Origin of the sequence: Lachnoclostridium sp. An14, assembly GCF_002160755.1 — a bacterium.
Lineage (GTDB): Bacteria > Bacillota > Clostridia > Lachnospirales > Lachnospiraceae > Lachnoclostridium_A.
This window is the reverse complement of the sequence record NZ_NFLE01000003.1, coordinates 24,278-43,893: the sequence shown is the minus strand read 5'-3', so window position 1 is coordinate 43,893 and position 19,616 is coordinate 24,278. Positions and strand designations below refer to the sequence as shown.

The following is a 19,616-nucleotide window of genomic DNA, read 5'->3' as shown; positions in this document are numbered from 1 at the left end:
CTCCTCTCTGCCCCGAAGGCCTTCCTACTTTGACGCAAGGGCCGCCACCGGCTCTCCCGCCCTCACCGTTTTCCGTCCCTGTTTTTCCAGGACGGCCGTCTCTCCCAGCTCCGGGAAAATCATGGGAATGACCGTGTCATACCCTTCCGCCTTCACCGCGTCCAGATCAAACTCCACCAGAATATCTCCCTGTTTCACCCGGTCTCCGTCTTTTACATGGGCGGTAAAATGCTTTCCTCCTAGTTTTACCGTGTCGATGCCGATGTGGATGAGAATGCTGTTTCCCAGATCCGTCTCCAGGCATACGGCGTGTTTCGTGTCAAAAATGGACTGCACCGTCCCGTCCGCGGGAGCGTACACCGTTCCGCCGGAGGGAAGAATGGCCACGCCGTCCCCCAAAATTTTCTGGGCGAAGGTGGGATCGTTCACCTCCTCTAGGGGAATGAGAGAACCGTCGGCATAAGCGCCGAAGGTCTCAGCCGCTCCCGTTTCGGAACGGGTTTCCTCTGCCTTTTCAGATTCCACTTCCGCAGCCTTCGGCTCTGCGCCCTTTTCCTTTCCCGTCTGGGCCGCCGGCGCTCCGTTTCCCTTCCAGGCGCTGCCGATCACCACCGTCAGCAGAAATCCGCAGGCCAGAGCCGCCAGATGGGCAACGATGTACCAGAGATACCCGTTGTTTGCCGGGTCCGCCAGGGCGATGCCGGGCACCACTGTGGTGCCAAAGCCCAGAGCCGCCAGATTGGTCAAATACACGATCAGGCCGCCCACGGCGCCGCCGATGCAGCCGCCGATCAACGGGAATTTAAACCGCACGTTCACGCCGAACAGAGCCGGCTCCGTAATCCCAAACAGCACGGAGATAAAGCTGGGGATGCAGAGCTCCCTGGTCTTGGCATCCTTCCGGTTCAGGGCCAGATAGCCCAACACCGCGCCGCCCTGGGCCGTCATGGCCACAGACATCAGGGGATTTAAAAAGTTCCGTCCCGTATCCACCAAAAGCTGAGCCTCAATGGCTCCGAAAATGTGATGCAGTCCGGTGATAACGATGAGCTGCTGTACGCCGGAGAACAGGGCGTAGCCCAAAGCGCCGAAATTCTGCGTCATCCAAACCAGGCCGCTTGTGATGCCGGAGGCCAGGCCGCGTCCCACCGGGCCCACTACCACAAACAGCAGCACCGCTCCCACCAGGGTGGTGAGCAGGGGAGATACCAGCAGGCGGATCACCTCCGGCACCTTCTTCTCAAAGAAAATGTCCAGCTTCGCGGTGATCATACCCATCAAAAGGGCCACGATGATGCCGCCCTGGAATCCCACCAGCTCCACCGGCAGCCCCAGAATGTGCAGGGTGGTCACCTCCACCGTTCCCTGGGCCGCGGCGTAAGCGTCCGCCAGGCTGGAGGACAGCATGATACAGCCCATGACGATGCCCAGGATGGGACGGCCGCCGAACCGCTTGCAGGCGCTGTAGGCCACTGCCAGGGGCAGGAATCCGAAGATGGCCCCGGAGGCGATGTTGATTAAGGTGTTGATGCCGTACAGGGTCTCATTTCCCTGGACGAAATCCAGGTTTCCCAGCACCCCGGAAAGTCCCGTCAGCAGGGCCGCCGCCAGGATGCCCGGCATAATGTCAATAAACACGTCTGACAGCGCCTTGATGGCCCGCTGTAAGGGGTTCATCTTCTGGTTTGCCTCCGTTTTCAAGTCGCTTAAGCTCATGTTTTTCATGTTGTTGTAGTCGGCGAATACCTCGTACACGTCGTTTACCAGGCCCGCTCCGAAAATGATCTGGAGCTGGTCTCCCGCCACAAACACGCCCTTTGCCAGGTCCACCTCCTCGATGGCCTTCATGTCCGCCAGATCGTTGTTTTTCAGCACGATCCTCAAGCGGGTGGCGCAGTGGGCCACACCCTGGATATTGCCCCTTCCGCCCACCAGCCGGGTCAGATTCTCGGCAATCCGCTCATACCGTTCTCTCTTTTTCGCATCCATTTGATTTCCTCCTCCTTATTTTATCCTCATAAAACGGAAACACTCGCCCCGGAAGTCCTGCTTTTTCAGCGGTACGCTGATGCCGCAGTACATGAGCTCATCCCCTCCGTACAGGATCCCGCTCTCCTGATCCCGGTACACCCCGTCCGGATCCAGGCCCTTTAGTTTCAGCAGGCGGACAGGCGCCGCCGGCTGGCTCAAAATCTCAAAGTGGAAGGCCACCGCCTCCCTCCCGTCCTGGGAAACGAAGTTCCACTGACATACGTTCCCCTCAAAAGGACTGTTTACACGGTAGAAACGGCCGAACTGCACCGTATCCCGAATTTCTTTGTAAAATGCCACCTGCTCCCGGATCTGTGAAAGCTCCTCCGCCCCGCATTTGCACAGATCCAGCTCATAGCCGAAATCCGCGCTCATGGCCACATAGCCCCTGGTTGCAAGAGGCGTCACCCGTCCCGTCTGCTGGTTGGGAATGCCGCTGACGTGGGCGCCCATGGTCACCGGCGGATAGGTCAGGGAGGTGGCGTACTGAATCCTCATGCGGCACACCGCGTCCGTGTTGTCACTGCACCAGGTCTGGGGCATATAGTAGAGCATTCCCGGATCAAACCGGCCGCCTCCGCTGGAACAGCTCTCAAATAAAATATCCGGAAACCTCCCGGTGAGCCGGGCGGCGATGTCGTAAAGCCCCAGCACGTACCGGTGGAACACCTCTCCCTGGCGGTTCCACGGCAGAGACCCGCTCCCCGCTTCCGTCAGATGGCGGTTCATATCCCATTTCACATACTCCACCTGGATCCGGCTAAGCACCTGGGAAATGCTCTCCACCACGTAGTCCCGGACTTCCTTTCTCGTCAAATCCAGCACCAGCTGTCCCCTGCCGTAGGTGTAGGGCCGTCCCTCCACGTGAAGGGCGTAGTCCGGATGGGCCCGGTACAGCTCACTGTCCTCAGAGATCATCTCCGGCTCCACCCAAAGCCCAAACTCCAGGCCTCTTTTGTGGATTTCCTGGGAAAGCCGCTCCAGGCCGCCGGGGAGCTTTCTCCTGTCCTCCACCCAGTCCCCCAGGGAGGAATCGTCCCCGTCTCGGTGGCCAAACCACCCGTCGTCCAGCACAAAGAGCTCGATCCCCGCCTCCGCGGCCCGGTCCGCCAGCTCCAGGAGCTTTTCCTCCTTTAGGTCAAAGAAGGAGCCCTCCCAGCTGTTGATGAGGATGGGCCGCCGCTTTCCGGCAAAGGCCTGGGGCACCAGATGGTTCTGATAAAACCGGTGGAAGGTCTGGGACATCCCGTTTAACCCATCCGCAGAGTAAACCATCACCACCTCCGGGGTCTGAAAGCTCTCCCCCGGCTCCAGCAGCCACTCCCCGTTCCAGGGGTTCATCCCCATCTGGAACCGCACGTTCCGGAAGGGATCCACCTGGGCCTCCGCCAGGAAATTGCCGCTGTACACGAAATTAGCCGCGAACACCTCCCCGGTGTCCTCCGTGGCCCCTTTCCGCAGAAGGGCCATAAAGGGGGCCTGCTGGGGCGAGCTGGTTCCCCGGATGCTCTCCACCCGCACGGAGCCGCTGGTCAGGGGACGGCGGTCCATGTTCCTCTCGTTGTTGTGGGCGCCGTAGAGGGTGAGCACGTCAAATTCGTCCTCCCGCAGGTCTAAGGACATACTGAGCATCTTGGTCAGGGTCAGGGGACGGCCCGACCGGTTCTCAAACCGGACGCTGCGGGTGATCACGTTCTCCTCCTCAAACACGCTGTAAAGCAGAAACACGTGCAGCCCCAGAATCGAATCCGCCATGTGGATCTTTAAGGTGGTCACCTGCTCCGGGGAACCGAAGGAGGCGGGAAGTCCCGGCAGCTCCGGCTTTCCCTCCAGAATCTCATGGTCCTCATAGAGCAGATTGCTGATGCGGCTGCCGTTTTCCTCCCGGATCCCGTAGGCGCAGGCCCGAAAATCCCCGTTTCCCGTCTGGGGATACTCCTGCGGCAGGGTGTCCAGGGAGAACGTCCGGTCCTCGATATAGGGATTTGGTGCAAATCCCCGGTCCTTCCACACAAGGTCCCTCCCCTGGGAAACCTGGCGCAGCCCCCGGCCCCAGTACAGGTGGGCCAGGTATCCGTCCTTCACCAGTTTCATGGCGTAGCTCGTGTCTTTTCCCCGCAGATGAAAGATTTTCCGTTCCTTGTCATAACTTACTGCCATTGTTTTTTCACCTCTTATCTCTGTCTCTTGTAATTATGATTATACCATTGTATAATTTTAAATATATGGAGAAATGATGACTGACTATATCCTTTTGTGACCAATGTGACGGGAGGGAAATGAGATGAAAGACTATATTTTTTCCAACGACTATTTTCAGAACATCGACGCCATGGTGTACACCTGCGGCTACGAGGCCTGCGCCCCGTCCCACAGCTACGGGCCGGCGGTGCGAAGCGGCTACCTGATCCACTACGTCATCGAGGGAAAGGGGGTGTTCAAGACCGACGGCAAGCTCTACCGCCTTGGCGCCGGGGACGCCTTTCTCATCACGCCGGGCACCCTGATTTACTACGAGGCGGACAAGCGGCAGCCCTGGACCTACACCTGGATCGGGTTTCAGGGCATCAAGATCCGCCAGTACCTAAACCGCACCTCCCTGCTGGAGTGCCCCGTATTCCACTACGGCCGGGACGACCGGATCCGCCTTTGCCACGAAAAGATGTACGAGGCCAACCAGTTTACGGAAAACAAGGACCTGATCATGAACAGCATCCTCTACGAATACCTGTTCATGCTGGCCATGAAATTCCCGAAACAGAACGTCTCCGCCCAGGAGCGTCAGAACGCCTACGTGGAGGAGGCCTTAAAATACATTGAATCCGACTACGCCAGGGCCGTCTCCGTCCAGGACATCGCCGCCTTTTTAAACATCGACCGCTCCTACCTCCACCGCCTGTTTAAGGAGGCCACCGGCCTTTCCGTGAAACACTATCTGCTCAATTACCGCATAAAAAGAGCGTGCGACCTGTTGGCCAACACCGATTATCCGGTGTCCGCCATCGCACGCTCTGTGGGATATGAGGACTCCCTCTATTTTTCCAGGCTGTTCCGGGAAAAGAAACTCTGCTCGCCCTCGGAGTACCGCAGGCGGAAACAGGGGGACGCCTGACAGCAGTTTCCTATTCCCCCTGAATCCGGATCAGCCCCCGCTCCAGATAGCTCTCCACCGCCGCAATCACTGTCTCCAGGGTGGTAAATCCCGGCTGGTAGCCTAGCAGCCGTTTTCCGTTCTCAATGCTGTACTGGCCGCTTCTGGCGATGTGGTAGTAGGTGTGCTCCGTGAGGGCCTCATCCCCCACGTACTGGCACCACTTCTCCCAGGACAGAAACCGGATCTTCGGCTCCCGGCCAAAATACCGGTACATCCCCAGGGCGTAGCCGTAAAGGGTCATGGCCTCCTCCGCCACCGCGTGAAAGCTCTCCCCCAACGCCCGGTCCCGATGGCGGATGGCCAGGTCAAACAACTGGGCCACATCATCGGCGTGGACGTGGTGCAGGGTCTCCATGCCAAAATTAGGCAGGCAGATTTCCTCCCCGCCGGCGATTTTCTGAAACACTCCCACATCCGTATTTCCCATGGGATTGATAATGGTCCAGCCAGGCCCGGAAATCTGCCCCGGCATGATCACCGTGGCCGGAAACCCGTGCTCCCGGTACTGCTCCTTTAAATAACATTCGCTTTTCCACTTCTGGAGCCCGTAGTCGTCCAGAGGCTCCTTGGCCGCGCCTGGATCCGCCGGCAGAAATTCCGCCCGGCCGTGGGCCCAGATGGAGGAACAGAACAGGTACTGGGACAGATTCGTCTCCCCCAGGGCCTGCACCATGGCCTTTGTGTCCTCCAGGTCAAAATTGATCAGATCCACCACCACATCCGGTTTCATGGCCGCGATGTTCCCGGCAAAGTCCGCATCCTTCGTCCGGTCCATATAAGCAGGCTCTACCTGCTCCCACGCCGGGTCCTCCACGTAAGGCCGGCTCTTTCCCCGGCTCACCGCCACCACCTCATGTCCCTCTCTCACCAACCTGGGCACCAGATAGCTGCCGATATGGCCGCAGGCCCCGATTACCACAATCTTCATATTTCGTTCTCCTCTCACCTGAAGCCGCGGCCGTTCCGCCGCGAACCGCGAATCATCATTTTCCGTTTCTGTCCTCAACATACCACAGTCCTCCCGCCTTTGAAAACCTTCCGGAGCCATTTCAAAAAGGCTTTTACAAATTTCCCCTTTCCGGAAAAATATTTTGTAAAAGCCTTTTCCATTTTGTATAATAAAGGACAGAATGGGAGGTGCGTCATATGCTGCTGCAGGAAAAAATGAAGGTCGGGGACTTTTCCCCCAGCGAGCGGGCCGTGGTAAATTTTCTGCTGGAAAAACAGGAGCTCATCGAGGATTACACCACCACCAGGATTGCCGGGGAAACCTACACCTCCCCCTCCGTCCTGGTGCGGATCTCCAAAAAGCTGGGCTTTTCCGGCTACAGCCAGCTGAAAAAAGCCTTTCTGGAGGAGGTGCGGTATCTGAAACGGGATTTTGGCAGCCTGGATGCCAACCAGCCCTTTTTGGCCGGGGATTCCCCCATGACCATCGCGGCGGCGGTCACCAAGCTGAAGGAGGAAAGCCTTCAGGACACCTTATCCCTGCTGCGCCGCGACCGGCTGCAAAAAGCAGTGCGCCTCCTGGAAAACGGGGAGACGATCCGGGTATTCGCCGTTTCCAACTTAACCTTCCTGGCGGAGGAATTTGTCCACAAGCTGCGCCACACCGGCATCCGGGCAGAGACCTACTCCACCAGCAACACCATGTACCAGGAGGCGAAAATGGCCACCTGCCGGGACTGCGCCCTCTGTCTCTCCTACTCCGGGGAGACGCCGGAACTGCTGCGGGCGGCGTCCCTTCTCCGCCAAAACCGGGTCCCCCTGGTAGTCCTCTCCAGCGTGGGAGAAAACAGCCTGACCCGCATGGCACAGACGGTGCTCCAGGTGGCCACCCGCGAAAAATCCTACTCCAAAATCGGGGCCTTTTCCTCCCTGGAATCCATGTCTCTGCTTTTGGACATCCTCTACAGCTGCCTTTTTGCCGCCGACTACGACCGCCGCTACTCCTACAAAATAAACCTCTCTAAGGCCACGGAATTCCGGTCTATTGACAATGGTGTGATCCGGGAGGAGTGATTAAAACGGACTCTTTTATTTCAAAGAGAACACATTTACTATGAAAGCCCCGGATGGCGACGATATAGATGGGCGTGCTCGCACGCACAGATATATCGGCATCAGACGGGCAAGGCGGTATGAGAAAGCAGGGCGACAGCCCGGATTTCGAATGCCGTAGGCAGATGGTGGGAACGCCGCAGGCGTGGAACCATCTGGCTTTCATGATTCGTGATGACCGCGTTAGCGGTCATGTCCGTTTCCTCTGAAAGTGAAAAAACACCCCGCGAAAAAAGGCCTCTGCCTCCTCCCGCGGGGTGTCTCCCTATCTCAATTTATTTCACAACCTCTTTACCCTTCTTACGCAGCACCACGCCGTTTCTCACGCCGGTGTGGGCCCCGTTCTTCACCACCAGCTCTCCGTTGATCATCACATACTCAATGCCCTCCGGGTACTGAATGGGATCCGTAAAGGTGCCCTTGTCGATAACCGTCTCCGGATTGAAGATGGTGATGTCGGCGTAAGCGCCTTCCCGCAGCTCGCCTCTGTCCGTCATGTTAAAGGCGGTAGCCGGTTTCTTCGTCATCTTGTAAACAGCCTCCTCCAGGGTCAGGGCCTTGTCCTCACGGACGTATTTTCCCAGGATTCTGGGGAATGCGCCGTACACTCTGGGATGGGGCTTTCCGCCAAGCAGGCCGTCGGTGCAGGCGTTCATCTCCGGACGTTTCATAAACAGCTGTACGTGCTCCTCCGTGCCGTAGAAGTCCACCATGCCCACAGCGTTCTCCTCCTCGTAGAGCAGGTCAAAGGTGGCGTCGTAGGGATCCTTGCCCCGCAGCTCTCCCAACTGTACCAGGTTTAATCCCACCGCGTCCTGATTCTTCTCTGTCTTTACGCTGGTGACAAAGATCTGATCCAGACCGGCGAACTCCACGAAGTTGTCCCAGCCGGGGATGCCGTGCTCAATGTCGTAAACCATCTTTTTGCGCAGCTCCTTGTCCGCCAGACGCTCCAGCACCTTGTTGGTGCCGCCGTCATGCACCCACGGAGGCAGAATCACGCCCAGCATGGTGCTGCCGGCCACATAGGGGTACTGGTCGAAGGAAACGTCGATTCCCTCCGCCTGGGCCTTTTCAAGCAGCTCGATCACGCCGTCGATCTTGTCCCAGTTTTTCTTGCCGCAGACCTTAAAGTGAGAGTAGTGGATCTTTACGCCGGACTCCCGTCCGATCTTAATAACCTCCTCCATGGAATCCAGGATGGTGTCCGCCTCACTTCTCTGATGGATTACAAACCGTCCGTCGTACTCTGCCACCACCTTGCACATCTCGATGATCTCCTTGGACTCCGAGTAAGCGCAGGGCATATAGATCAGGCCGGTGGAAAGGCCGATGGCTCCCGCCTCCATCTCTCTCCTGGTGATCTGGCGCATTTTCTCCAGCTCCTCCTCATTAGGAAGGCGGTTTTCCAGGCCCATGGCCTCCATGCGGATGTTTCCGTGGGGCACCAGATAGCACTCGTTTAAGCCAGGTTTTGCGGCCTCGATCATTTTCAGATAATTCTCCGTGGTCTCATACTCCCAGTTGATGTCGTCCGTGTCCCCGTCCAGTCCGGCCAGGTTCTTTCTCCAGGGGCTGATGTACTCCTTGGGCAGGGGCGCCATGGAAATGCCGTCCTGACCCAGCACCTCCGTGGTGATGCCCTGCATCACCTTCGGCCGCACCTCCGGATCCGTAAGGATCTGCAGGTCACTGTGGCTGTGGGTGTCGATAAAGCCGGGAGCCACCACAAGCCCCTTGGCGTCGATGACCTCGCAGCCATCTTCACTCTCTATGTTCCCGATCTTCGCGATCCGGTCACCCTCTACCAGAACGTCAGCCAAAAACCCCTGTTTTCCCGTTCCATCGACCACAAGGCCGTTTTTAATCAATTTTTTCATAAGAAAATACCTCCTTCATCCGTTGAAACCGGATCAGTCTTCTTCAAATTCAATGGGCGGAGCCGGTTCTACGCCAGCCTTCCGGTCCAGGGCAGAGCCCACAAAGATCACTACGAAAGCTACGATTCCGCCGGGCACCATGGCGCTTAAATCCCAGGGCGTTCCCAGGCCGTAGATCCAGATGGCCGCCACGATGGTGCCGGTTACGATGGAAATGAATCCGGCTCTCTGGGTTACATTCTTATAGAACAGGCCGCAGATAAACGCCGCGAACGGGCCTGCACTTCTCAGCGCGAACGCTCCCATCATTACGCTGATGATATTCGATGCCGTCAGGGCTACGAACAGGCCCACGGCGCCTACGATCACCATGATCACTCTGGAAATCCAGATCTCCTTCTTGTCGTCCGCCTGGCCCTTGTTGATGTAGGGGCGGAACACGTCGTTGGTAAACATGGTAGCCGTTCCGATCATATTTCCGGAGGCGCTGCTCATGGTGGCTGCCACTACGGCCGCCAGCACGATTCCGGCTACCACTGCCGGAGCAAACTGCATGGTAGCGTCCGCCAGGGCGTTCTTCTGGGCGCCGGTGGCGTAGCCGTCGATGCAGGTGTAGGCTACCAGGCCGATGACGGCCGGTACAATGGCATATATAGCAGAAAGAATGCCGGCGATTAAGGAACCCAGTTTCGCGGATTTTCCGTCTTTCGCGGAGCAGTAGGTCTGCACGATCTCCTGGCCGGTGGGGAAGGTCATCACGTACATGGCGATGTAGCCGATGATGGTGGTGGCCCCGATCTTGGTCATGCTCAGCAGATCTAAACTTGCGCCGTTAGCATCCGTCATAGCCGCCGCCCGGTCAAACAGGGCGCCAAAGCCGCCTACGCCGTTTCCCGTCACCATAACCAGCATGGCGATGGTCATACCCACGGTGATAAACAATACGTGCATCAGGTTGGCGGCCGCCACGGACTGGAATCCACCCACCATAGTGTAGATGATAACCACGATGGTGATGACAACTGCCGCGATATTAAAGTCCAGACCGGTCACCACGTTGATGATGGACGCGGTGGCGATGATCTGCGCACCTGTTGCCATGAACAGGGCTGCGATGGATGTAAATGCCGTAAAAATGTGAGACGCTTTTCCATACCGTTTCTCAATGATCTGGGGAACGGTGCTGGCCTGAGCCTTGCGGAAATAGGGTGCGATAAAGGATACCAGCACGAACCCGATTCCTGCGGCGATCACGTACCAGCAGGCGGATAAGCCGTAGGTGTACACGTTGGTGGCGATTCCCGTGGTGCTGGCGCCGCCGGTGTTGGCCGCAAAGAGCGTGCCCGCCAGGACTACCGGTCCTAAGGACTTGCTCGCCATCAGGAAATCTTCATTGCTCTGTTTTCCGGCTTTCGCCGCTTTCATCTTGGATACGGTCAGCCCCAGCACAATGGTCACGATCATGTACAGGAAAATGATCCCCAGAGCCGTTATCTGTTTTGTAGACATATCAGAACCCCCTTCTTAAAACCTTCTTAAAACCCGTTTATTTTAACAGTGCCTTCATTACGCCGTAGTAGCAGTCCGTCACCTTGGTGAGCTGGTCGATCTCGATGTACTCGTTCACCGTGTGAGCCAGGTTCTCCTGGGACGGTCCAAGGCCGAAGGTCTTGATGCCGGCCTCGCCTGCGTAGTGGCTGCCGTTGGTGCAGAAATTGTACTGAGTGATGGACGGAGTATAGCCCATGTCCTCCAGCTCCTTCTTCACATCCTGCACAAAGGCCTCGTTCTCGTCATAGAGCCAGCCGGGGAAGAAACGCTCTCCCTGGATCTTGTTGCCGGTGTAGCACTGCTCCTCGCCTACGGCGTAGGAAACCTTCACCTTTAACTGAGGATCCTCCGCCATCAGCTGATCCATCAGTTTCTGCAGGGGCTCCAGCACGCTCTCCTTCGTCTCGCCCACTAAAAGCCGTCTGTCATAGGTCGCGCGGCAGTACTCCGGAACTACGGACGCGCCCGGATAGGGAGCGGATTTGATGTCGGTCAGCTCCAGGATGCCGTCTCCAAGCACCGGATGATTGGTGGGCTCTAAGGTGCGGATGGCCTCGATCACCTTCGCCATCTTGTACACCGCGTTGATGCCCTTCTCCGGGTTTGCGGAGTGACAGGGCTTTCCGAAGGTCTCCACTACGATCTCGCCTCTGCCTCTCTGGCCCACCTTCAGGTTCAGGGTGGAGGCCTCGCCGATCACCACGTAGTCCGGGCAGACGGCCTTGCTGATCTCTCTAGCGGCCACGCCCTCAAAGCACTCCTCGTGCACCACTCCGGCCACGTAGAGCTCTCCGGCAAAATCCCGGTCCGTATCCTGGGCAAAGTTGGCTGCCGCGCTCACGAAAGCCGCTACGGCGCCCTTCATGTCGCTGGTGCCGCGGCCGTAGATCTTTCCGTCGTGGATCTCCGCGGCGAAGGGCGGATACTTCCACTCCGTCTCGTCCGTCACCGGCACGGTGTCGATGTGGCCGTCAAACAGCAGCTTTTTGCCGGGGCGTTTTCCCTTGATGCAGCCGATGACATTTCCGTATTTATCCACATTCACAGAGTCAAAGCCAAGCTCCTTTAACGCCTCCTCCAGGGCTCCTGCCACTCCGTCCTCCTGTCCGGAATAGCTCTGTTTCATAATCAGCTTTCTGCAAAGCTCTACTACCTGGTTCTCTCTTTCCTTCGTCAGCATTGTTTGTTTTCCTCCTTATTTCACGCTGGGATACTTTCCGTCCCACACAATCGCTTTATAGTTTTCCTTGTCCGTATCTCCCTCGGTGCTGAAAAACAGCACTCTGGAGTTCTCATCCAATCCCAGCCGCTCCTTCAGATCGGAAAGCTCCGGGTTAGTCATGATCTCTGCCACGCAGCCAAATGCCGCCGCTCCGCTCTCTCCGGAAATGACCTTGCCGTCCGTTCCGGCGGGATTTCCCAGGATCCGCATTCCCTCTGCCGCCACGTAGTCCGGGCAGGAGATGAAATGGTCGGCGCACTGCTTTAACACCTCCCAGCCGATGCTGCAGGGCTCCCCGCAGGCCAGGCCGGCCATAATGGTGTTCATGTCTCCGGTGACGAAATGGCGCTCGCCGTCGTTGGCCTCCGCCGTGCGGTATAAGCAGTCTGCCTTGTCCGGCTCCACAATGGTGATCACCGGCCGCTCACTGCCGTAGATGGTGGCAAACAGCCCTGCCACAGCTCCCGCCATGGAGCCTACCCCCGCCTGCAAAAAGATGTGGGTGGGTTTCTCCGGCAGCTGCTCATAAGCCTCCAGGCCCATGGTGCCGTAGCCCTGCATGATCCAGGTGGGAATGTCCTCGTAGCCCTCCCAGGCCGTATCCTGAACCATCACCCAGCCGTATTTCTCCCCCTGGCTGTTTGCCAGGCGGACGGCGTCGTCATAGTTTAAATCGGTAATGGAGGCGTCTGCCCCCTCTGCCTGGATGTTTGCCAGACGCTCCGCGGCGCTGCCCTTCGGCATATACACCACCGCTTTCTGCTGAAACTGTCTGGCCGTCCACGCCACACCGCGCCCGTGGTTTCCGTCGGTGGCGGTCACAAAGGTCACATCTCCCAGCTCTTTTCTGGTCTCGTCCGACACCAGGGTGGGGAAGTCCACCTCTTTCATGGGTTTTCCCAGGCGATTCGCCAGATAGTGGCCGATGGCGTAGGAGCCGCCCAACACCTTAAAGGCGTTTAATCCAAAGCGGTAGGACTCGTCCTTTACATACATGGCTCCCAGGCCAAGCTCTGCTGCCGTATCCTTTAAGCAGGCCAGGGGAGTGGGCTGGTACATGGGGAAACTCTTGTGGAAATCCCGGATGGACTCCACCGTCTCCCGGTTCAGAAAGTCAAAGCTGCAGGCTTTCGTCCGATCCTGCTGCAGGCTGACCATTTTAAATGCTTCCTTCATATCATTCCGTTCCTTTCTAAATCCAAAAACACGGTTGTGTGTTCTCTTTGCCCCTATATAAAGCAATCGCCGTGCCAATTCCCCGGCGGCAGTGAAATTTTTTTATCCCCGCCTCTCCCAAATCCTCCAAAAATGCTGAATTTACGGGAAAAACCGGCTTTTCAAAAAAATTAAAAAAAGAAATGCCCGCGGCCGGACTGACCATGGCCGCAGGCATTTCCCCGCTCTTATGCTTTATCATTTTGATAAATTTATCATTTTGATAAGGCATTTTTATCATTTTGATAATATTCGTCGATCTTTCGGTACAGGGTGGCGATGCCGATCCCCAGACGGGCCGCCGCCTCCTTTTTTCCCTCAGTGGTGGTGCCGCAGAGGCGCAGGGCCTTGCGGATCTCCCGTTTTTCCAGCTCCTTTAGGGGAATCACCGCCGTTTCCTCCCCGCCTTCTCCCCCGTTTTTCTCCGTATGGCTGTCCTCCGGGGCAGGTGGCGTCCCCTTCCCGGCGGCCGACAACCTTTCCTCTGTCTCCGGCTCCGCCAGCTCTCCCGGAAGGGTGTCCTCCCCTAAAATTCCGTCGTCTCCCATCATGTTCACCATAAATTCGATCACGTTTTCCAGCTCCCGCACATTTCCCTCCCAGCGGCCCGCCAGCAGCTTCCGGCGGGCCCCCTCGGTGATGTGGCGGATCTGCTTTCCCAGGAGGCCGGCGTACCGCCCGGCGAAGAAATCCGTCAGATCCTCGATGTCCTTTCTCCGCTCCCGCAGAGGGGCCAGCCTTAAGGGAATCACGTTCAGGCGGTAGTACAGATCTTCCCGGAACTTCTTTTCCCGGATCATTTCCTTTAAATCCTTGTTGGTGGCGGCGATGACCCGCACGTCGATGGGGATCACCTGGTTGGAGCCGATGCGGGTGATGGTCCGCTCCTGAAGGACCCGCAAAAGCTTTGCCTGGAGGTAAAGGGGCATATCCCCGATCTCGTCCAGGAAAATGGTGCCCTTGTCCGCCAGCTCAAATTTCCCGATGCGGCCATTGGGGTCGGCCCCGGTGAAGGCGCCCTTCACGTAGCCAAACAGCTCCGATTCCAGGAGGGCCTCCGGGATGGCGGCGCAGTTGATGGCCACAAACCGCTCCTTCCGGCGCTTGCTCAGATCCCAGATGGCGGTGGCCACCATCTCCTTTCCCGTGCCGCTCTCCCCGGTGATGAGCACGGTGGAGCTGCTGCCGGCAATCTTGGCGATGTCTTTTTTCAGCTCTCTTGTGGCCTGGCTGCTGCCCACGATATTGTCCACCCCCAGGGCGTGGATGGTGGCCGTCATCTCATAATACTTTGCCTGCACGTCCCTGGTGTCCTCAAAGAGCATGACTTTGGAATACTGCTCCGTGGGATCCGGCAGCTGATACACCTCCCCCAGCACCGACAGCTCCCGGGCACCCACGGCGATTTTAAATTCCTTCCGGTGGTTCATGGTGTCGCCGGTGGGGCAGATTTTCGCCTGCCAGCCCTCCGGCCTCTCCGCGTTCAGGCAGCGCCTGGCGTAGTCATTTGCCATGGCCACGGTGCCGTCCGCCCCCATCACCAGGACCCCCTGCTCCACGTGGTTGATGGTGCAGTCCAGGGTGCCAAGAAGGGCGGTGCGCCGTTTCGCCTCCTCCAGCTCCCAGGCCTTCACGGCGATAAAACCGGCGATCTGCTCCAGCAGATCCAGGTACAGGCCTTCATTTTTCAGAATCAGCTCCTTCTGGCTTTTGCAGCTGCCTACCAGGCCGATGACGCCGATGATTTCCGGGCCCACCCGCACCGGCATGGAAATCTCAATCTCCTCCTCACAGCTGTCCCGGTTCGGGCAGCTGCGGCACACCAGCTCATTTCCCGGCTCGTAGACGATCTGCCGCTTTCCTGTCTGCAGCACCTGGCGGTAGGCGTAACCCGCCGCGGAAATATCCTCGTTGACGTGCTCCTTAAACATCCCCGTTCCGGCCACCCGAAACAGGCGCCGGTCCACCACTTCCACATCCACGGACGCCACCTTGGAAATGATGTCCGCGTACCGCTCCACTGTCTCCTGGATCTCCATCAGGATTTCGTCCCTCATCCTTCGTACCTCCATTTTTCCTCTGCCCCCGCCGTCGCGGCCGTTTCCGCAGCCCGGTTTCCCCTGCGGGGAGCGCGTTTCCGCCAGAGCTTTCCGCATCATAGGAGCAGGGAAATCCCGTTTTCCCGTGATACAAACAAAAAGCCCCCGTTTCCGCCAGGAAACAGGGACCTGCCATGCTCCAAATATACAAATATTAAAGATATACCACTATTAAAGATATACCACCGTCTTTTTCAGAATCCGGCCGCTTTCCGGATTGATCACGTAACCGGCCTCAAATCCGTCGCCGGTGCAGGATACCTCATACTTTTTCCGTCCGGCCACCGTGTCCAGGATCACGTCGTCCACGTTCACCTCTCCGGCATCGGAGGCTACGATCTCCTTCACCTCGTCCTCTGTGAGCACCGCCTCCCTGCTGCCCTTGTCATCTACCACCGTGGAGGAAATGGACGATACCTCTCCGGTAAAGATGGACACCCGAACCGCGTAGTAGGACCGCTCCTCCTCGCTGTAGTACAGCACCTCAAAGGCGTCGTTGCACTGCTCTGTGTACTGAAACGCTCCGTCTTCTGGAACCAACTGGCTGGCCGTCTGTCTGGCCGATTCCTTCGTGACTGCCTTCTCCTCCGCCCCAAAGGCCGGAACCGTCATCCACGCCGCCGCCACCAGGGCCGCTACCGCTATCCGTAACTTTTTCATATATAATCTCCCGAACTGTCGCAATGAACAATGTTTATAATTATTGCTATTATACTACATTGGGGTGGAAAAGTCACTGGTAAATTTCTCTAAAATGAAAGTCAGCGGCCGTGGTCAGAGCCATGCGTCGTTTTTTCCCTGATGGAGGGCTTTGGGGAAAGGTTCGCGCACATAACGCCAAGCAGGATCAGCAGCGCGCCTGCGTATCCCAGGAAATCCAGCCGTTCCCCCAGGAACACAAATGCAAAGGCCGCAGTAAACACCGGCTCCAGCGAAAACATAAACCCCGTTGTCTCCGCGCTGACAAATTTCTGTACGTAGGCCTGCATGACAAACCCATAGGCGGAACAGATCAGGGTCAGCCCCAGGAGGCTCCCCCATTGGATTCCCGTCTGGGGGAGCGCCGGTGTTTCAAACAGAAACGCGGCCGCGGAGGCATAGACGCAGGCAAAAAACATCTGCCAGATCCCCAGGGAAATGCTGTCCACCCGTTCCACAAAGGATTTGCTGACCACAATGTGGACGGCATAGACGAAAGCGGAAACCAGCATAATCCCGCTGCCCGCGGAAAACTGTCCGACGCCGCCGTTTAAGAGGAGCAGTCCAGCCGTGACAACCGCGACCCCTGCCACAATTTTCCCTTCCGGCATCCGTTTCCGCAGGACCGCCGTAATGACGGGGACCATAATGACTGTGGTGCTTTGCAGGAACCCGGTCTCTGACGCGGAGGTATACCGCACCCCCAGCAGCAGGCACAGAAACACCGCTGCCAGCAATCCCCCACATATGGCGCCTGCTTTTAAGGTCTGAAGGCCTGGACGGCGCACTCTGGGAAAAAAGAGGGCAAACATAACCAGAAAGGCAATGCCGGTGCGCAGGGCCACAATGGTGACCGGAGGGATTCCGTCCATCAGGTACGCCATAAAAATATACGAGGTCCCCCATGCAAGAGGTACGGTGAACGCCAGTAATGTCGCTTTTTGTTTATTCATAATCAGACCTCCTGTTCGTTTTTCATTCATTATAAATGGGGAATTGCTATTTGTAAAATTAATAGCTATAATGTATGTATTAGAAAACACGATACATAGGAGCGGAAATATGGCAATTCTTCAGACATCAAAATACACCGTATTCTGCCGCGTCGTGGAATTGGGGAGTTTCAGCCTGGCGGCGGAGGAACTGGGATATACCCAAAGCTCTGTCAGTCAAAAAATCCAGTCCCTGGAGGAGGAACTGGGCGTTACTCTGCTCCTGCGGCAGAAAAATCATCTGGAACTGACAGCGGACGGGGAAACCCTCTATCCCTTTATCCACGCCATTTATGCGGCAGAACAGAACCTTTCCGGCAAGAAAAAAGAGATCGAGGGGCTTGAGAGTAGCACCATCTGCATTGCGGCATGGGCAAGCGTAAACCGGCTGTATCTGCCGGTGCTGATGAAAACCTTTCAGGAGAAGTACCCTTCCGTAGAGTTTAAGCTTTTACAGGGCGGATATGAGGTAAACGCCGCATCGGTTAAGAGGAGAGAAGCTGATCTGGGATTTATCAGCACAGATACGGCGGAAGATCTGGAATATGATATTTTATATCAGGATGAACTGCTTGCCGTTCTGCCGCCAGGCCATCCTCTGGCAAAAAAGAAACGTGTTTCTGTCAGAGATCTGGCCAGAGAGCCGTTTATCCTTCTGGACGAGCTGGGGTATTCCTATCCCCTGGCTGCGTTCCAGGCGGCAAATGTAACGCCGCAGAATCTGAAACTGACCGTCTATGACGACTACGCGGTCATGGAAATGGTACGGCAGGGTCTGGGGGTGTCCATGCTTTATGAACGCATCCTGCGGGGGTTCGACGCCGGGTTGGCAGTACGCCCCATAAAGGAACAGCCGAAACGCACGGTCGCTGTCTGCTGGAAAGACAGGAAAACCCTGTCTCTGGCAGCCAGAACCTTTCTCGAACACATCGAGCACTCCAATATATTTACCTGACACGGGACGGCTGGCCAAGCCCTTTTGCCGGGAGGCTTTTGTGCCGCAGGGATGACCGTTTCCTGCCCATAAGAATTTTTCCAAAAAAACTCTTTACAAACATATGTTCGAGTGTTATAATACGGATTATCCAGAACACATCCCTATCCCTTCAACAAAACAAAGCCCCGGAAAACCGGGGCGCTTGTCTCAAACCTGTTCCAAACGCCCGACATTTCCAGGGCCCTTTGTCTCCCGCGTCCGCAGCCGCAGCTGGCAAACGCCTGTATTTCATTAATGGCGGTGCATGGAGAATTTGTCCATGGGATAGTGGCCCAGGTTCTCGTGCACCTCTCTCTTGTCGGCCTGGCCAATGAGGGTGTCTCTGGCCTTCTTGGCCTCCTGCTCCGTCTTGTGCTTGCTGGGGCCGCCTACACAGCCGCCTACGCAGGCCATGCCTTCCACGAAGTCCGCTGGCAGCTTGCCCACCTTCATGAGCAGCAGGGCCTTTTTACACTCTGCCGCGCCGTTGCACTTCATCACGTTGATGTCGGCATTCTCTCCCTGCTCCTTTAAGCACTGGAGCACAGCCGCCGTCACGCCGCCGCCGTTTCCAAACCGTTTTCCGAATACGGAACCGTTCTGCAGGGTGTTCTCCTCCGGCTCCAGCTCCACGCCTTTGGCCCGCATCATGGCCCGGATCTCTCCCAGGGTCATGGCATAGTCCGCGTTGCCCTGGATGTTTAAATCCATAGTCTCGCTCTTTTTGGCGATGCACGGGCCGATGAACACGGTGACGGTCTCCGGATCCTCCGCCTTGATCATGCGGGATACGCCACACATGGGGGATACGGTGGTGGACATATTGTCAAGAAGCATGGGGAAGTGCTGCTTGATCATGTTCACAAAAGCCGGACAGCAGGAGGTGGTCATCTTCTTGCCCTCCTTGTAGGCCTCTGCCCACTCCTCCGCCTCGGCAGCCGCCGTCATATCGCCGCCTAAGGCCACCTCGATCATGTCCGCGAAACCGATCTTCTTTAAGGCCGTTCTCCAGCTGGCCATGGTGATGTCCGGGCCGAACTGGCCTTCCACAGCGGGGGCGATCATAGCTACCACTTTCTTTCCGGCGCGGATTAAGTTGATCACGTCCACAATGAAGGTCTTGGAGCCGATGGCGCCGAAGGGACAGCTGTGGATGCACATTCCGCACTGGATACATTTATTCTCGTCGATGACGCAGATGCCGTACTCGTCGTAGGTGATGGCGTCCACCGGGCAGACCTTCTTGCAGGGGCGCTCCAGATGGGCGATGGCGTTGTAGGGGCAGGCGTTGGCGCACATTCCGCACTCCTTACACTTGTTGGGGTCGATGTGGGCTCTCGTCTCGCCCATGGTGATGGCGCCGAAGTGACAGGAGTTCTGGCAGGCCTTGCCCATACATTTCCGGCAGTTGTCCGTGACGATGTAGGAGGCGATGGGACACTCCTCGCAGGCGGCGTTGATGACCTGCACCACGTTTCTGGAATCCTTTCCAGACGGGCACTGGCCTACAGCCAGTTTCACCCTCTGACGGATGATCTCTCTCTCTTTATAAATACAGCAGCGGAACTGGGCCTGGGGTCCGGGGATGAGGTGGTAGGGGATCTCCTCCTTCTCCTCCTCCAGTTTGCCTTCCCAGGCGGCCTTTGCTACTTCGTAAAGCACGTCGTGTTTAATGCGAAGCAATGTCGCGTCGTTCGTTACCATTCCTCTTTCCTCCTCATTTTCTGTTGCGCCGG

General features: G+C 57.1%; 14 protein-coding genes. 3 read left to right on the top strand and 11 right to left on the bottom strand.

What is annotated here, in order from left to right; genetic code table 11:
• Positions 1–24: 24 nt before the first annotated feature.
• Together B5E84_RS02670 and B5E84_RS02665 are read right to left on the bottom strand one after the other, a co-directional pair.
• Complete coding sequence (locus B5E84_RS02670; protein WP_087218867.1) at positions 25–1,989, bottom strand: PTS sucrose transporter subunit IIABC; 1,965 nt, start codon at positions 1,987–1,989, stop codon at positions 25–27.
• 15 nt (positions 1,990–2,004) lie between these two features.
• Positions 2,005–4,191: an alpha-galactosidase gene (locus tag B5E84_RS02665; protein ID WP_087218864.1), complete on the bottom strand. Its 2,187-nt coding sequence runs from the start codon at positions 4,189–4,191 to the stop codon at positions 2,005–2,007.
• Positions 4,192–4,315: 124 nt separating this feature from the next.
• Here B5E84_RS02665 and B5E84_RS02660 point away from each other — a divergent pair, with 124 nt between their 5' ends.
• On the top strand, positions 4,316–5,143 hold the full coding sequence (locus B5E84_RS02660; RefSeq protein WP_087218861.1) for an AraC family transcriptional regulator: 828 nt from the start codon (positions 4,316–4,318) through the stop codon (positions 5,141–5,143).
• Between the two features lie 10 nt (positions 5,144–5,153).
• Here the strand turns inward: B5E84_RS02660 and B5E84_RS02655 are convergent, their stop codons facing one another.
• A complete protein-coding gene (locus tag B5E84_RS02655; protein ID WP_087219189.1) occupies positions 5,154–6,113 on the bottom strand; it encodes an NAD-dependent epimerase/dehydratase family protein in 960 nt (319 codons plus the stop codon).
• Between the two features lie 218 nt (positions 6,114–6,331).
• Here B5E84_RS02655 and B5E84_RS02650 point away from each other — a divergent pair, with 218 nt between their 5' ends.
• Positions 6,332–7,207, top strand: a complete 876-nt coding sequence (locus B5E84_RS02650; protein ID WP_087218858.1) for a MurR/RpiR family transcriptional regulator — start codon at positions 6,332–6,334, stop codon at positions 7,205–7,207.
• Positions 7,208–7,521: 314 nt separating this feature from the next.
• Here B5E84_RS02650 and B5E84_RS02640 read toward each other — a convergent pair whose 3' ends face one another.
• The 7 genes from B5E84_RS02640 to B5E84_RS02605 all read right to left on the bottom strand — a co-directional run bounded on the left by B5E84_RS02640 (position 7,522) and on the right by B5E84_RS02605 (position 16,865).
• Positions 7,522–9,126 carry an N-acyl-D-amino-acid deacylase family protein gene (locus tag B5E84_RS02640; protein ID WP_087218853.1) on the bottom strand — a complete coding sequence of 535 codons (1,605 nt, stop codon included), beginning with the start codon at positions 9,124–9,126 and terminating at the stop codon, positions 7,522–7,524.
• 33 nt (positions 9,127–9,159) lie between these two features.
• The gene (locus B5E84_RS02635; RefSeq protein WP_087218850.1) at positions 9,160–10,635 is read right to left on the bottom strand and encodes a sodium:solute symporter family protein; all 1,476 of its coding nucleotides are present in this window, start codon (positions 10,633–10,635) and stop codon (positions 9,160–9,162) included.
• A 37-nt stretch (positions 10,636–10,672) separates the two neighbouring features.
• Positions 10,673–11,857 (bottom strand): YgeY family selenium metabolism-linked hydrolase, encoded by a 1,185-nt coding sequence (locus B5E84_RS02630; RefSeq protein ID WP_087218847.1) that lies wholly within the window; start codon positions 11,855–11,857, stop codon positions 10,673–10,675.
• A gap of 15 nt (positions 11,858–11,872) precedes the next feature.
• Positions 11,873–13,075 carry a diaminopropionate ammonia-lyase gene (gene dpaL / locus B5E84_RS02625; RefSeq protein WP_087218844.1) on the bottom strand — a complete coding sequence of 401 codons (1,203 nt, stop codon included), beginning with the start codon at positions 13,073–13,075 and terminating at the stop codon, positions 11,873–11,875.
• Between the two features lie 254 nt (positions 13,076–13,329).
• Positions 13,330–15,171, bottom strand: coding sequence for a sigma-54 interaction domain-containing protein (locus B5E84_RS02615; protein ID WP_087219186.1), 1,842 nt, complete (start codon positions 15,169–15,171; stop codon positions 13,330–13,332).
• 213 nt (positions 15,172–15,384) lie between these two features.
• Positions 15,385–15,873 carry a hypothetical protein gene (locus B5E84_RS02610; protein WP_087218838.1) on the bottom strand — a complete coding sequence of 163 codons (489 nt, stop codon included), beginning with the start codon at positions 15,871–15,873 and terminating at the stop codon, positions 15,385–15,387.
• 101 nt (positions 15,874–15,974) lie between these two features.
• Positions 15,975–16,865: a DMT family transporter gene (locus B5E84_RS02605; protein WP_162612793.1), complete on the bottom strand. Its 891-nt coding sequence runs from the start codon at positions 16,863–16,865 to the stop codon at positions 15,975–15,977.
• 109 nt (positions 16,866–16,974) lie between these two features.
• On the opposite strand from B5E84_RS02605, the gene B5E84_RS02600 reads away from it, so the two are divergent.
• Positions 16,975–17,859, top strand: coding sequence for a LysR family transcriptional regulator (locus tag B5E84_RS02600; protein ID WP_087218833.1), 885 nt, complete (start codon positions 16,975–16,977; stop codon positions 17,857–17,859).
• Between the two features lie 273 nt (positions 17,860–18,132).
• Here the strand turns inward: B5E84_RS02600 and B5E84_RS02595 are convergent, their stop codons facing one another.
• Positions 18,133–19,584 carry a 4Fe-4S dicluster domain-containing protein gene (locus B5E84_RS02595; RefSeq protein ID WP_087218830.1) on the bottom strand — a complete coding sequence of 484 codons (1,452 nt, stop codon included), beginning with the start codon at positions 19,582–19,584 and terminating at the stop codon, positions 18,133–18,135.
• Positions 19,585–19,616: the final 32 nt, after the last annotated feature.